General features: G+C 41.5%; 10 protein-coding genes. 3 read left to right on the top strand and 7 right to left on the bottom strand.

All coding sequences use genetic code 11. From position 1 onward, the window contains the following. Positions 1 to 38 precede the first annotated feature (38 nt). From mfd to HYG79_RS05730, 6 genes are all read right to left on the bottom strand, one after another. Positions 39 to 3,407: a transcription-repair coupling factor gene (gene mfd, locus HYG79_RS05755; RefSeq protein WP_179241168.1), complete on the bottom strand. Its 3,369-nt coding sequence runs from the start codon at positions 3,405 to 3,407 to the stop codon at positions 39 to 41. Between the two features lie 91 nt (positions 3,408 to 3,498). Further along, on the bottom strand, positions 3,499 to 4,296 hold the full coding sequence (locus tag HYG79_RS05750) for a tryptophan-rich sensory protein (RefSeq protein WP_179241167.1): 798 nt from the start codon (positions 4,294 to 4,296) through the stop codon (positions 3,499 to 3,501). A gap of 65 nt (positions 4,297 to 4,361) precedes the next feature. Next, on the bottom strand, positions 4,362 to 5,033 hold the full coding sequence (pdeM, locus tag HYG79_RS05745) for a ligase-associated DNA damage response endonuclease PdeM (RefSeq protein WP_179241166.1): 672 nt from the start codon (positions 5,031 to 5,033) through the stop codon (positions 4,362 to 4,364). Between the two features lie 12 nt (positions 5,034 to 5,045). Further along, the gene (locus tag HYG79_RS05740; RefSeq protein WP_179241165.1) at positions 5,046 to 7,511 is read right to left on the bottom strand and encodes a ligase-associated DNA damage response DEXH box helicase; all 2,466 of its coding nucleotides are present in this window, start codon (positions 7,509 to 7,511) and stop codon (positions 5,046 to 5,048) included. A gap of 95 nt (positions 7,512 to 7,606) precedes the next feature. Beyond that, positions 7,607 to 9,307: an ATP-dependent DNA ligase gene (locus tag HYG79_RS05735; RefSeq protein WP_179241164.1), complete on the bottom strand. Its 1,701-nt coding sequence runs from the start codon at positions 9,305 to 9,307 to the stop codon at positions 7,607 to 7,609. Next, on the bottom strand, positions 9,304 to 10,326 hold the full coding sequence (locus HYG79_RS05730; protein ID WP_179241163.1) for a ligase-associated DNA damage response exonuclease: 1,023 nt from the start codon (positions 10,324 to 10,326) through the stop codon (positions 9,304 to 9,306). The genes HYG79_RS05735 and HYG79_RS05730 overlap by 4 nt, the downstream gene beginning before the upstream one ends. A 100-nt stretch (positions 10,327 to 10,426) precedes the next feature. On the opposite strand from HYG79_RS05730, the gene HYG79_RS05725 reads away from it, so the two are divergent. Continuing rightward, positions 10,427 to 10,858 carry a tellurite resistance TerB family protein gene (locus HYG79_RS05725; RefSeq protein WP_179241162.1) on the top strand — a complete coding sequence of 144 codons (432 nt, stop codon included), beginning with the start codon at positions 10,427 to 10,429 and terminating at the stop codon, positions 10,856 to 10,858. A gap of 47 nt (positions 10,859 to 10,905) precedes the next feature. Here HYG79_RS05725 and fbp read toward each other — a convergent pair whose 3' ends face one another. Next, on the bottom strand, positions 10,906 to 11,913 hold the full coding sequence (gene fbp / locus HYG79_RS05720; protein WP_179241161.1) for a class 1 fructose-bisphosphatase: 1,008 nt from the start codon (positions 11,911 to 11,913) through the stop codon (positions 10,906 to 10,908). Positions 11,914 to 12,022: 109 nt separating this feature from the next. On the opposite strand from fbp, the gene HYG79_RS05715 reads away from it, so the two are divergent. Both HYG79_RS05715 and HYG79_RS05710 read left to right on the top strand, forming a co-directional pair. Continuing rightward, positions 12,023 to 12,502: a GNAT family N-acetyltransferase gene (locus HYG79_RS05715; RefSeq protein ID WP_179241160.1), complete on the top strand. Its 480-nt coding sequence runs from the start codon at positions 12,023 to 12,025 to the stop codon at positions 12,500 to 12,502. A 53-nt stretch (positions 12,503 to 12,555) separates the two neighbouring features. Beyond that, positions 12,556 to 13,806 (top strand): aspartate kinase, encoded by a 1,251-nt coding sequence (locus tag HYG79_RS05710; protein WP_179241159.1) that lies wholly within the window; start codon positions 12,556 to 12,558, stop codon positions 13,804 to 13,806. Positions 13,807 to 13,884: the final 78 nt, after the last annotated feature.

Raw genomic sequence — 13,884 nt, 5'->3', positions numbered from 1 at the left:
CTCGTTTTTGAATGTCATTTCGAACGAACGTGAGAAATCTACACGGTTTCAAGAACGGTGTTCGTGCCAAACGGCCCCAAAGCCTTCAACGCCTTGTCCACTGAAGTGATTCCTTCAATGGTCAATAACAACCGCAACCCGTTACGGGTGGTCTTTTCCTTCATCTTGCAATGCTGCGGATGGCTTTGAACAAACTGTAATACTTGTGTAAAAGCCGCACTTTGATAAAAATCCGACTGCTGATCGGCAATAAAATATCCGATCATCTTCCCTTTCTTCATCACTATTTTTTCTAGGCCAATGCTGTTGGCAATCCATTTGATACGAACGGAATTCAATAAATCTTCTGCCTGGGCGGGCAACTCCCCAAAGCGATCTACCAGTTGGTCTTCAAACTTTTGTAGCTCTTCTTCATCTTTGACTTGGTTGAGGTCTGTATACAATGTCAACCGCTCCGTAATGTTATTGATGTAATCATCGGGGAAGAGCAATTCAAAATCGGCATCTAATTGGGTTTCCTTAACGAATATTTTATCGGTCTTGCCTTCTACTTCTTCATACAGTTCCTTGAACTCGTTCTCTTTGAGCTCGTCAATCGCTTCGGCCAATATTTTTTGATAGGTTTCAAACCCAATTTCGTTGATAAATCCGCTTTGCTCGCCTCCCAATAGGTCGCCCGCTCCGCGAATTTCCAAATCTTTCATGGCGATATTGAATCCGCTCCCCAGTTCAGTAAACTGTTCCAAGGCTTCGATTCGTTTTCGGGCATCGCTGGTCATAACATCATAGGGTGGCGTAATAAAATAGCAGAATGCTTTTTTGTTGCCACGGCCTACACGGCCGCGCATTTGGTGCAGGTCGCTCAGGCCAAAGTTGTTTGCGTTGTTAATAAAAATGGTATTTGCATTGGTAACGTCCAGTCCGCTTTCTACAATTGTGGTGGATACAAGAACGTCAAACTCGCCATTAATGAAACTCAGCATAAGGGTTTCCAGTTTTTTACCCTCCATTTGGCCATGGCCGATACCCACTTTGGCATCGGGTACCAAACGTTGTATCATGCCGGCAACCTCTTTGATGTTTTCAATACGGTTATGGATAAAAAACACCTGTCCGCCACGTTCAATCTCATAGCGTATGGCATCTCTAATGGTTTCTTCGGTAAATCGGATAACCCTGCTCTCAATAGGATATCTATTGGGTGGCGCTGTGTTGATGACCGATAAATCCCTGGCCGCCATTAGGCTAAACTGCAGCGTTCGGGGGATGGGCGTAGCGGTCAAGGTCAAGACATCTACGTTTTCTTTGATGGATTTTAATTTGTCCTTTACGGCCACACCGAACTTTTGTTCCTCATCAACAATCAAAAGACCAAGGTCTTTGAATTTTACATTTTTATTGACCAATTGGTGTGTGCCGATAATGATATCAACTTGGCCCGCCTCCAATTTTTCCAAAGTTTCTCGGCGCTCCTTTGCCGTTCTAAATCTGTTCAGGTAATCTACCGTTACGGGCATTTCTTTTAAACGTTCCGAAAAGGTACGATGGTGTTGAAACGCCAAGATCGTAGTGGGGACAAGCACGGCAACTTGTTTGCCATTGTCCACGGCCTTGAAAGCGGCACGTATGGCAACTTCGGTCTTGCCAAAACCTACATCGCCACAAATAAGCCTATCCATAGGGCGTTCGCTTTCCATATCTTTTTTAATGTCGGCCGTAGCGGTACTTTGGTCAGGTGTGTCCTCATAAATAAAAGAGGCTTCCAGTTCATTTTGCAAGTAACTGTCCGGGTCATACCGAAAGCCCTTTTCCAAACGGCGTTTGGCGTATACCTTTATAAGGTCAAAGGCAATTTTTTTAACCCGGGACTTGGTTTTGTCCTTTACCTTTTTCCAAGCTCCGGAACCTAATTTATATATTTTTGGTGCGGCCCCGTCCTTGCCGTTAAATTTAGATATCTTATGAAGCGAATGTATGCTCACGTATAGAATGTCACGCTCACCATAGGCCAATTTGATAGCCTCTTGTTTTTTTCCTTCAACATCGATTTTTTGGAGTCCGCCAAATTTTCCTATACCGTGGTCAATATGGGTCACGTAATCCCCAATCTCGAGTTTATTGAGCTCTTTAAGCGTTATAGCCTGTTTTTTGGCATAGCCGTTTTTTAAATGGAACTTATGGTAACGCTCAAAAATTTGATGGTCTGTATAGCAGGCTATTTTTAAATCGTTATCAATAAACCCTTGGTATAACGGGAACACTAATGTTTTATAATGTACCTGTTTATCAACTTCTTCAAAAATATCATGAAATCGTTTGGCCTGTTGTTCCGTTGCACAAAAAATATAATTACTATACCCTTTTGCGTGGTTTTCGTTAAGATTCTCGATCAATAAATCAAACTTTTTATTGAAGGATGGTTGGGGCTTTGTGTGAAATTCTATCTCATCGCTGCACGATATGACAGAAGAAGATATCAATCGGAATGCTTCCAATTGTTTTTTAAAAACTCCGGAATTTAAGAAAAGCTCTTTTGGCTCGGCATGTTTTATGTCTTTGGAGAGTTTATCAAAAGCTTCAATAGCCTTGTTGTAAAAATCATCCAAACGGGCAAAGAGTAAGTCGGTATTTTTAGCAAAGACTATGGTCTTGTCCGAGACATAGCTTAAAAAACTTTCCCTCTTTTCCTCTAAAAATTTATTGGCCACATTGGGGATTATGGTAATTTTTTTGATTTTTTCCGTAGAAAGTTGGGTTTCTACGTCAAAAGTGCGAATGCTGTCTACTTCGTCCCCAAAAAATTCGATGCGATAAGGTTCGTCGTGGGAAAATGAAAATACGTCAACAATACCGCCACGTACAGAAAACTCGCCGGGTTCGGTCACAAAATCTACACGTTTGAATTTATACTCAAACAATACTTCGTTCAAAAAATCTAGCGAGAGCGTATCATCAAGCTTTATTTTTAAAGTATTTTTTTCAAGTTCCCTACGGGTCACCACTTTTTCAAAAAGGGCATCGGGATAAGTAACGATGACCGCCGGTTTTTTTCTGGAATTGATACGGTTCAACACCTCGGCGCGCAAAAGAACGTTGGCATTGTCGGTTTCCTCGATTTGATAAGGCCTGCGATAACTGCCCGGGTAAAAAAGTACGTCGTTTTCACCAATGAGCTGTTCCAGGTCGTTGAGGTAGTAAGCCGCTTCTTCCTTGTCATTAAAAATCAATAAAAATGGGGCGTCCGAATTTTGAAATGCATCTGATAGTACAAAGGAAAGTGATGACCCGGTAAGTCCTTTCAGTTGTATTTTAAGTATCGTCGAAGGTTTTGAATGGGCAATGGCTTGCCCTAGTTTTCTGGTTATGGAAGACTGTGAGAAAAGTTGTTGGATATAAGAATGCGGCAACAGTTACAATTTAAAAATGCAAAGATACGATGCTGTCCAAAAAGTTACGGTATATAAGCATCTAAAATATTGATGTGTAAGGCGATTGCTTTCACTCTTTTATTCTTTCCTGAAGTTTGATAAATGGATTCGTTTTTCTATTCATAAACCCATGAATACCAATATTGACCAATACAAAGATACTTGCCGCTAACGCTATGTAAGCAATGCTTTCCAAGCTATTTTGGTGGCGAACATAAATGGCGAATAATGCCCAAACCCCAACGGCGGCAAACTCTCGCATACAACGTTTCCAAATCATAAAAATATTCAGTAGCGTAGCAATTGCGATCATGAGAATCGTCCAGTTTATTTCCGATAAGACTCCGCCATTCCAGCCCAATTTGGTCAAATATGCGGCAATATTGGCTATTGTAGCTACTGAAATCCAACCACTATAGAGGCAGATGGGCCACCATACCAGAGCGATAACTTCAATAGGTGCATCCCAGCGTTCCATATTGGTATTCAAAACAATCTTGATGAGCGAAAAAAGTATGCCCAACATAATGAGTACCGATAATCCTGTATAATCATAAACAAAAGTGATTACCCAAGTCGCATTTAGAACGTTGGCAATGGTAAACCAATATCCCGTTTGCCCAATAAACTTACTTTTTTTACCACTAAAAAAAGCACGGCGTACCTGAAAGATACCGTAGGCCAATAGGCTCAAAAATATGATGCCCCAAATTGCGAACGCATAACTCGCTGGTGTGAATAAATTGCTGTACGTATTGCTGATTTCCCCTATGGTCGTATTGTTCCAGCGCATGGTTTGCGACAGGTAATTCACTACAATAACCAATAGCACGGACAATACATTTATAACGGACAGGGTTTTTTTCATACGATGTTTTCGTAAAAGTATAGCTTACTTAATTATGGTCTTAACGCTAAACGTATTTTCATTTCCTATTTTGAAGTAGGCCCGTTGTTTTTTCTTTCCCTCAAAGGAACTGCGATTATGGCATCTCCCAATACGGCAAATACCTCATTGCCTTTTTGCGGAGTTACCGTATATGTTCCTGTAAATTCTCCAAATGCAGGTAAGATCAACTGGTTTTGGGATTTGAAAAAGCAGGGTAACCGTACCGATTGCCTTCCCAATCCTGTTAATTTGATGGCGGGGTGTATGTGACCGGAAAAGTTGAAAAATCCTTCACGTTTCTCCGGATGGTGCGTGAACAAATACCCATCTAACTGAATTTCGGACACTACCTTTATGTTCACATCCTCATATTTTGAAGGGGCAATGATATCGTGGTTTCCTGCAACCAAAACTAACGTTGCGCTTTGCTTTTTGACCCAGCCTTCAAAAAGTTGCCATTCGTTGTTTAAAGAGGAATGAAACAGGTCGCCCATGAAAACTATCGATTTTGGATTGAAAAAATCGACGACCTCATTGAGCATATCAAAATTTTTTTGAACGGCCTGTTGTGGTACTGCAGCCCCGAATTTTCTGAAATGCGATACTTTTCCCAAATGTACATCGCTGATCAATACCATTGATTTTTCTTCCCAAAAGAGCACTCGGGAAGGATGCATGGTGAAGTTTTGGTCGTTTATTTGTATGGATCGGGTCATGCTTTAAATCATCTATTTTTTCATCAAAATAGCGGTCATCCGCTTTATTCTATCGGCCAATTTTTCATTGGATAATTTTTCGCGTAGCCTATCCGTAATTATCGGGAATGAAAACGGGGTCGGTTTTTGACAGGCTTTCCAAATGATGTTCTGATCGTTAATGCGTTCCAGAGCCAAGCGTAATCGCCCCTCTTCCAATTGGTGCTCAAAAGTTTCGGTATAGGCTTGTTGGTATAATAGATTATCGGCTTCAAAGTCCTTAAATACATCAAACAATAACTGTGAGCTGCTTTGCAAATGTTTCATTTTGGTGCCCTTATCGGGATAGCCCGTAAAAACCATACCACTGATAACGGCGATATCACGAAATTTTCGACGGGCCATTTCGTTAGAGTTCAAGCTTTTTTGCAAATCACTCAACATGTATTCGCTAGTGAACAAATTATTGTCCAGTACTTGTTGTATATCAATTTGTTTATCGGACAATAACTCAAAACCATAATCATTATATGCCAAGGAACAGGTAATAGGCGACAATAGGCTTATACGATATGCCAATAGGCTACTCATGGCCTCATGCACGCCACGACCTTCGAACGGATAAAAGATGTGATGGTGACCGTCCCGTGTCTTAAAAGTTTCGATCAAGAACTCATCAGGATTGGGGACTATACTTTCTTCGCGTTGTTTTGCAAACATTGGCCCTAGAGATTGTATCTCTTTGGACTGTTCTTTTTTGGGCAATTGGGCCGTATAGAGTTCTTGCCGCAACAACTCTGACATTTGTGCCGAGAAACTCAATCTACCGCCCATCCAACTAGGTACTTTATTGGTACGCTTGTTTGAATTGCGAACATGGGCCTGCATGCCTTTTACTCGAATAAATTCCAAGTTTCTTCCCGCAAAGGTGAACACATCGCCCGGGGTCAATTTCGAGATAAAATATTCTTCAATCGATCCAATATATCCTCCTTTTTGGTAGCGTACCGCAATAGATGCATCACCTACAATGGTTCCGATTTGAAAACGATGCCGCATTGCAATGCCTAGATTGTTCACCTTGAATTTTCCATCCGACTCTACTTCTACCTTTTTGTATTCGTCATAAGATTGTAGGCTTTGGCTCCCCATGACCAAAAAGTTCAATAGCCATTGCCATTGCTCTTTTGATAGGGTCTGGTAACAAAAGGTCTGTTTTATTTCTGGATATATCTCATTGGGATAAAACCCGTCCGAAACGGCCAATGTGGTCAAATATTGAAGCAATACATCGTAACTGTTCAGATACGGTATCCTATCTTCTACTGCGGCATTGCGTACCGCTTCTTGCATGGCAGAAGCTTCAATCAATTCCATGGCGTGGGTGGGCAAAAAATGAATCACACTTTCCCTACCGGGTCTATGACCGCTTCTTCCCGCGCGTTGCAGAAATCGGGCTACGCCCTTGGGGCCACCTATTTGCACTACGGTCTCTACCGGGGCAAAATCTACACCTAGATCTAGACTGGAGGTACAAACCACGGCTTTTAGGCTTTCATTGCGGATGGCCTGCTCTACCCAGAGTCTGGTTTCCTTGTTCACGCTGCCATGGTGCATGGCCATTTCACCGGCATATTCGGGGTACTTTTCCAAAATTTTTTGAAACCATATTTCGCACTGGCTTCTAGTATTGGTAAAAAGTAGTGTGGTCTTGCTGTTATTGATGATCGGGACCACATCCTCAAGTAGGTGAAGACCTAAGTGCCCGCGCCAAGGAAAAGTCTCCATTTTCTTAGGGATGATGCTCTTGACGGTTATCTTTTTGTCCAGTTTTGCCTTTATCAACACCGAATTGTTGAAAGCATCGCTAGTAGGTCCCAATAAAACTTCCCTGGCTTGTTCCAAATTACCGATAGTAGCGGAAATTCCCCAAATACGAAGGTCTTTGCAGATAGTTTTGAGTCGGGATAGCCCCAGTTCCATTTGTACGCCACGTTTGGTTCCCAAAAGTTCGTGCCACTCATCAATTACAATGGCCGAACAATCTTTGAACACCTTATCGTATCCTTTGGAAGAAAGTAATAATTGAAGGCTCTCCGGAGTAGTGATCAATAAGTCGGGCATCGACGTTTTTTGTCGTGAACGTTCTTTGGTCGTAGTGTCACCAGTGCGTATGCCCACGGTCATCTGGGTTTCCAAATCTGAGGTTACTCTTTCCGCCGATTGCTTTATTTCTTGTGACAAAGCCCGTAGAGGTGTAATCCAAACTGCTTTTAGCCCCTTAGGGTGTTTTGATTTATAGTCTGGATTTTGTTTGATGTAGTTCAAAACAATAGGAAACCAAAGTGCATAGGTTTTTCCGCTACCGGTTGGGGCGTTCAGCAATCCGTTTTTGCCCTGCAGGAATGCCTTCCAAGTATCTTTTTGGAATTTGAACGGCTTCCAGTTTTGTTCTTGGAACCAGTTTTGGGCTATGTTGAAAAGTTGATCACGATTCATATCTGTCAATCAAAAGTCATTTCGAACGAATGTGGGAAATCTAAAGGATTTTGATATTTCACTATTAATATATTTCTAAATGACATTGTACAAACTTACGATTCGTTACTGTTCGGAATTAGTGCTTTTAAGTCTTCGAGCGTATTCGCCTCTTCAATCTTTTTATCCTGACGCCATCGTAAAATACGTGGAAAACGGGTAGCAACACCACTTTTATGGCGTTTGGACAAAGCGATGCCCTCAAAGGCGATTTCAAAAACGTGATGCGGTGTAACGGAACGTACCGGTCCAAAACGTTCCAAGGTATTTTTTTTGATCCATGCATCCACTTTGCGAAATTCGGCATCGGTAAGCCCGGAATAGGCCTTGGCGAAAGTGACCAGCTCTTTTTCGGCTTTGTCATTTTTATCCCAAAGGGCAAAAGTATAATCGGTAAAGAGATTACTGCGCCTGCCATGGCCGCGCATGGCATAAGTGAGAACAGCATCAATCGTTAAGGGGTCTACTTTCCATTTCCACCAATCGCCTTTTTTTCTACCCACTAAATAGGGAGAATCTTTTCGTTTTAGCATTAATCCTTCACTGCGAACCTCCCTTGCCCGTTCACGCTCTTTGGCTACTTCTTCCCATGAATCAAAGTGCATGGTTTGGGAGAGATGCAATGGAATATGTTCCATTTTTGTCATTTCGAACGAGCGTGGGAAATTAATCTTTGAGTCTTCTTTTTTTCCCCTTGGCTCCGCTTGGGATGACTGTTCAAGGTGACATTGTTGCATCAAACCGTTTACTATTTTCCTCCGCTCCGTAAAGGGCATGTTTCTAATGTCTTTGCCTTCCCATTCCAAGATGTCATAAGCTTTGAGAATTACGGGAACTTTTTTCAATAAGGCATTTGATACCGTTTTACGACCAATGCGTGTTTGTAAATCGTTAAAAGTGCCTATTTCCCCATTAGGGTAGGGTAGTATCTCGCCGTCGATGACCGTGCCGTTGGGTACGATTCCTATAAATTTTTCAAACTCCGGATATTTATCGGTGACCAACTCCTCGCCACGGCTCCAAACAAAAAGCTCATCGTTTCTTAGAATTACCTGTGAGCGAATACCGTCCCATTTATGTTCAACGGACCAAGCGGTAACATCCCCCAGATCTTGGGCCTCACCCTCGATAGCGTAGGCCAAATAAAAGGGATAGGGTTTGGAGAGGTAATCACTTTCGTTTTGCTCTAGGACCAAGTCTTGGAAAGATATTTTGTTAGGGTCCCAATTGCCCATTAGTTTATAAGCCAAAACATCTTCGTCTATTTCAGTGGCTTTGGATAGGGCCCGGGTCATTAATTTTTGGCTAACCCCAATACGGAACCCACCGGTAATCAATTTTGTGAACACGAAACGCTCATAATAATCCAAGACTTTCCAATTTTCATAGAGATAGGCTTTTTTATCAGTGTCTTCCTTCTTTTTGAGTGCGATCATTTCCTCAAGAAATTGGGTCAGACTTTTTTCAGTGGATTTTGATGAGGAGGGGATGACCAGTGCGATAGTCTCCGCCAAATCACCTACAATGTGATAGCTTTCCTCAAAAAGCCAAAGCGGAATATTGGCCAAATCAGAAGCCCATTCCCTCAATAAAGTCGTATTTACGGGTCTAGGAGGTCTACGGTGGGAAAGAATCGCTATTGTCCAAACCTTATCCTTGTCGCCGGCTTTTTGAAAATAATCGGCCAGTGCCTGTACTTTTAGGTTGGTCTTGTTGGTACTGTCGAGCGTTTTTATGAGCTGGGCAAAATCTCTCATGCTTCAATTTTTTCTTTTAGGACTATGGTCTCGTTCTCTTCCTCGCCATATTGTGTTTCCTCCGTTCGTGCATCATAGCCCTGTTCTCTCAGGTAACGTGAAAAAATTTCGGTGTAACCATGGGTGCAGATTATTTTTTCCGCTCCACTAGCTTCAATACTCTTCAAGAGGCCCTGCCAATCACAATGATCACTGAGTACAAAGCCTTTGTCAATCGCCCTTCTTCTTCGCGCTCCACGGAAGGTCATCCATCCACTAGCAGATGCCGTTACGTAGGGTACCATTTTACGTATCCAAGTAGAACCATGGGCACTTGGTGGTGCGAGCACTATATTTCCTAGAAGCTCTTCCTTTTTAGTGTCCCTGGTTATTAGGGTAGTTTCCGGAAAATCAACTAGAGGCCGTAATACTTTGGTCATGTTTTCAATGGCACCGTGAGTATATATTTTTCCGATATCCGTGTTTAAATATTTTAAAAGGCGTTGTGCTTTTCCCAAACTATAACCGAATAAGATAGAGGTTTTTCCTTCGGCTTTGTTCTGGGACCACCACTGATTTATATTTTGCAATACCTCCTTTTGGGGAATCCATTTAAAAGCGGGTAGGCCAAAAGTACATTCGGTAATGAAGGTATGGCATTTAATGGGTTCGTAAGGAGTTGAAATTCCGTCGTTCTCTGTTTTGTAATCACCGGTAAATACCCAAACTTCACCTTTGTGCTCTACCCGAATTTGGGACGACCCGATAATATGCCCTGCAGGATGTAAACTGAATTTTACATTGTTGATGCTGAACGTTTCGCCCCACCCTTTACCTGTAACGTTTATTTCTCCCAACCTATGCGAAATTATGGGGACATTCCTGTGATGGGTAATGTATTGCTGATGCCCCCAGCGGCTATGGTCCGCATGGCCATGGGAAATTATGGCCTTGTCAACAGGTTTCCAAGGATCTAAATATACTTTTGCGGCATCACAATAAATACCTTTAGGGGTAAATTCAAGAAGCGGTTTCTTCATAGCATGTGAAAGTTACAAATTTGGGGGTAAAACAAAGTTGCATTCAATTTAAATTTTGACTTCTAAAAAAATTATATTTGCTCTTCTAAAATACAAGAGCATGTCGATTTCAGATTTATTTGATAGTGGATTTCAAAAAAGAAATCAAGACCATTTTGCCGCAATCGTTAGGGTTGCCATGAGCGATGGGATAATAACCGATGAAGAAAGGGCCTTTATTGACAGGTTGGCCAGAAGGCTGGATATATCCGATAACGATTATAAGGAAATTTTGAAAGATTATATGACCCACCCTATAAATCCACCAAGAAACTACGACGAACGCTTGGAGCGTTTGTATGATTTGGCACGCATGGTCTACGCCGACCATCATTTAGGGGAAAAACAAACCCCAATGTTGGAACGCTTGGGCATTGGACTTGGGTTTTCTTCCGAAAACGTTACCTATGTAGTGGATAAGGCATTGAAATTGGTAGATAGTGGTGTTGATGTAGATGAGTTTTCAGAGGAAATCAAGAAAATGAACAGGTAAAAAGAGAGATTATTCCTTTACTTGAAAAGTGAGTTTTGGCTCATTTTTTAATGGTATTTATCCAAAAATTCCTGAAGTTTTTCGACCATTTTTCGGCTACCACAGAAAAAGGGTACACGTTGGTGCAGTTCTGTAGGTTCAATATCCATAATACGTGTTTTCCCGCCAATGGCTATACCGTTGGCCTGTTCGGCTATAAATGCCATGGGGTTGCATTCATAGAGCAAGCGTAGTTTTCCACTTTCGGTAACACTACTTTTGGGGTACATGTAAATACCGCCCTTTATCATGTTTCTGTGAAAATCGGATACTAGCGAGCCAATATATCTTGAGGTATACGGTCTGTCGCCCTCTTCTTCCTGACAATATTTGATATAGTCTTTTACGCCTTGATGAAAATGCACATAATTTCCTTCATTTACCGAATATATCTTTCCCGTTTCCGGAAACTGCATATTGGGATGGGATAGGTAAAAAGTGCCTAAGGCCGGGTTTAAGGTAAAACCGTTCACTCCGTCACCAGTAGTATATACCAACATGGTTGAAGTGCCGTAAACCACGTAGCCCGCAGCTACTTGCTTGTTTCCGGGTTGTAAAAAATCTTCTAGGGTAACAGGCGTGCCGACCGGGGTAACCCTTCTGTAAATCGAAAAAATGGTCCCTACAGATACATTTACGTCAACATTGGATGAACCATCCAAAGGATCTATAAGAACAACGTATTTATTTTGATGTTGGTTATCACTGCTGTTTATGGTAATAAAACTATCCTCTTCCTCGGATGCGATACCGCAGACTATCTCCCTGTTCTTTAAGGTCGAAATAAATTTTTCGTTGGCAAATACATCTAATTTTTTTTGCTCCTCACCCTGTATGTTCGTGTCCCCTGCATCGCCTAAAATATCTACCAAACCTGCTTTGTTAACTTCGTGGTTGACAACTTTTGCCGCAAGACGAATAGCATTGATCAGTTTGGACAGCTCCCCGGAAGAGTACTGAAAGGAATCTTGATTTTCTATAATAAACTCACCAAGAGTTTGGTTTTTCTTAGTCATTGGTCGTGTTTTATTTGCATACAAATATCGGGTATTTTGTGAAACTATATCGTTTTCGTAATAGTTTCATTTTTTAAATTTATAACTTTGTGTTTTATTTGTAACAATTATGGGATATACAATAAGGGAAGTCCAAAAAAAAGATATGACCCAAGTTTTGGGACTTATTCAAGAGCTGGCCGAATTTGAGAAACAGGAAAACGCCGTTGAGGTAACGGCTGCGGATTTACAACGCGATGCATTTGGCGATACAAAACTATTTCATTGTTTTGTTGCAGAAACAAACTCAAACCTTACGGGTATGGCATTGGTATACCAACGCTATTCAACTTGGAAAGGGCCTGTACTTCACCTAGAAGATTTGATCGTTACTGAACAGATGCGAGGTAGCGGACTGGGAACGGCACTGTTGAACAAAGTTGTCGAGTATGGTCATAAGTTGGGCGTAAAACGAATAAGTTGGGAGGTGTTGGACTGGAACGAACCCGCCATTGCGTTCTATCAAAGTAAAGGAGCCAACGTTATGCGGGATTGGGACGTAGTACAATTAGATGAAAAGGGGATAGAGAATTATTTGAAAAATATGTAAGTTGTGGATTTTCTGTTTTGGGAAATGTGAATGACAAGAAATTATATTGATATATGAGGATTTTTAAATTCGGCGGTGCATCGGTCAAAGATGCCAAAGGGGTAAAAAATTTGGTAAATGTTTTAAAAGAGACCGGTCACGAAAACACCTTGTTGGTCGTCTCGGCCATGGGCAAGACCACAAACGCCATGGAAACCATCGTGAACGTATATTTTGAGGAGAAAGTAAAGCTTCGTAGTGCGTTTCAAGATGTAATCGATTATCACAACGATATCGTAGCAGGTTTGTTCCTAGATGCCAAACATCCTATCTATTCAAAAGTAAAGTCCCTTTTTGATGAAGTACAAGGTTTTTTGGCTTGGAACAAATCACCTAAATATAATTTTGTTTACGATCAGGTGGTGGGTTATGGGGAATTGATTTCTACAACGATCATAAGCGGCTATTTAAATGAAATCGGTATTCAGAACAATTGGTTAGATGTTCGGGATTTTATCAAGACCGATGCTGTTTATCGTGATACAACGATACATTGGGAAAAGACCCAAGAAAATGTAAACCAAGGTTTGGACCGTAACAAACTTAATGTTACCCAAGGGTTTTTAGGGAGCGATGACAATAACTTTACCACCACATTGGGTCGTGAAGGTTCGGATTACACAGCCGCAATTTTAGCGTACTGTCTCAACGCCAATTCGGTCACTATTTGGAAAGATGTTCCAGGCGTATTGAACGCAGACCCCAGGTACTTTAAGGAAACCCGGTTATTGAACACTATTTCTTATCGTGAAGCCATTGAGCTGGCTTTTTACGGTGCATCGGTAATACACCCGAAAACCTTACAGCCTTTACAGCGAAAAGAAATTCCGTTACTTGTAAAATCGTTCAAAAACCCCAAAAACGAGGGTACTACCGTAGGTAAAGGGGTAGGGATAGAACCGGAAACCCCGTGTTTTATCGTTAAAAAGAATCAGGTTTTGATGAAGTTGTCCTCTTTGGATTTTTCATTCATTGTCGAAGATAGTATCAGTGAGATTTTTAAGCTGTTCCATGATTATAAAATGAAGGTGGATTTGATACAGAATTCGGCCATCAGCTTCTCGGTTTGCTTGGACAATAGATTTGGCGGGCTTCAAGAATTGCTCAATATCTTAAAAGGGAAGTTTAAAGTTACCCATCATGAAGGTGTTTCGCTATACACCATCCGCCATTTCAATGAGGATGCCATAGCTTCCCTCCAGAACGGTTATGAAGTGCTTTTGGAACAAAGAGGAAAAAAAGTAGTGCAATTGGTGGTTAAATAGCGGGCTGTCTTTATTTAACTTGATATGTTAAAAAGCGGCTCTCCTCTAGTGTTTTTTCTATATTAGCGGTTATCTAAT

It is taken from the genome of Costertonia aggregata (genome assembly GCF_013402795.1).
Classification (GTDB): Bacteria; Bacteroidota; Bacteroidia; order Flavobacteriales; family Flavobacteriaceae; genus Costertonia; species Costertonia aggregata.
This window is presented reverse-complemented; position numbering and strand designations above follow the sequence as displayed.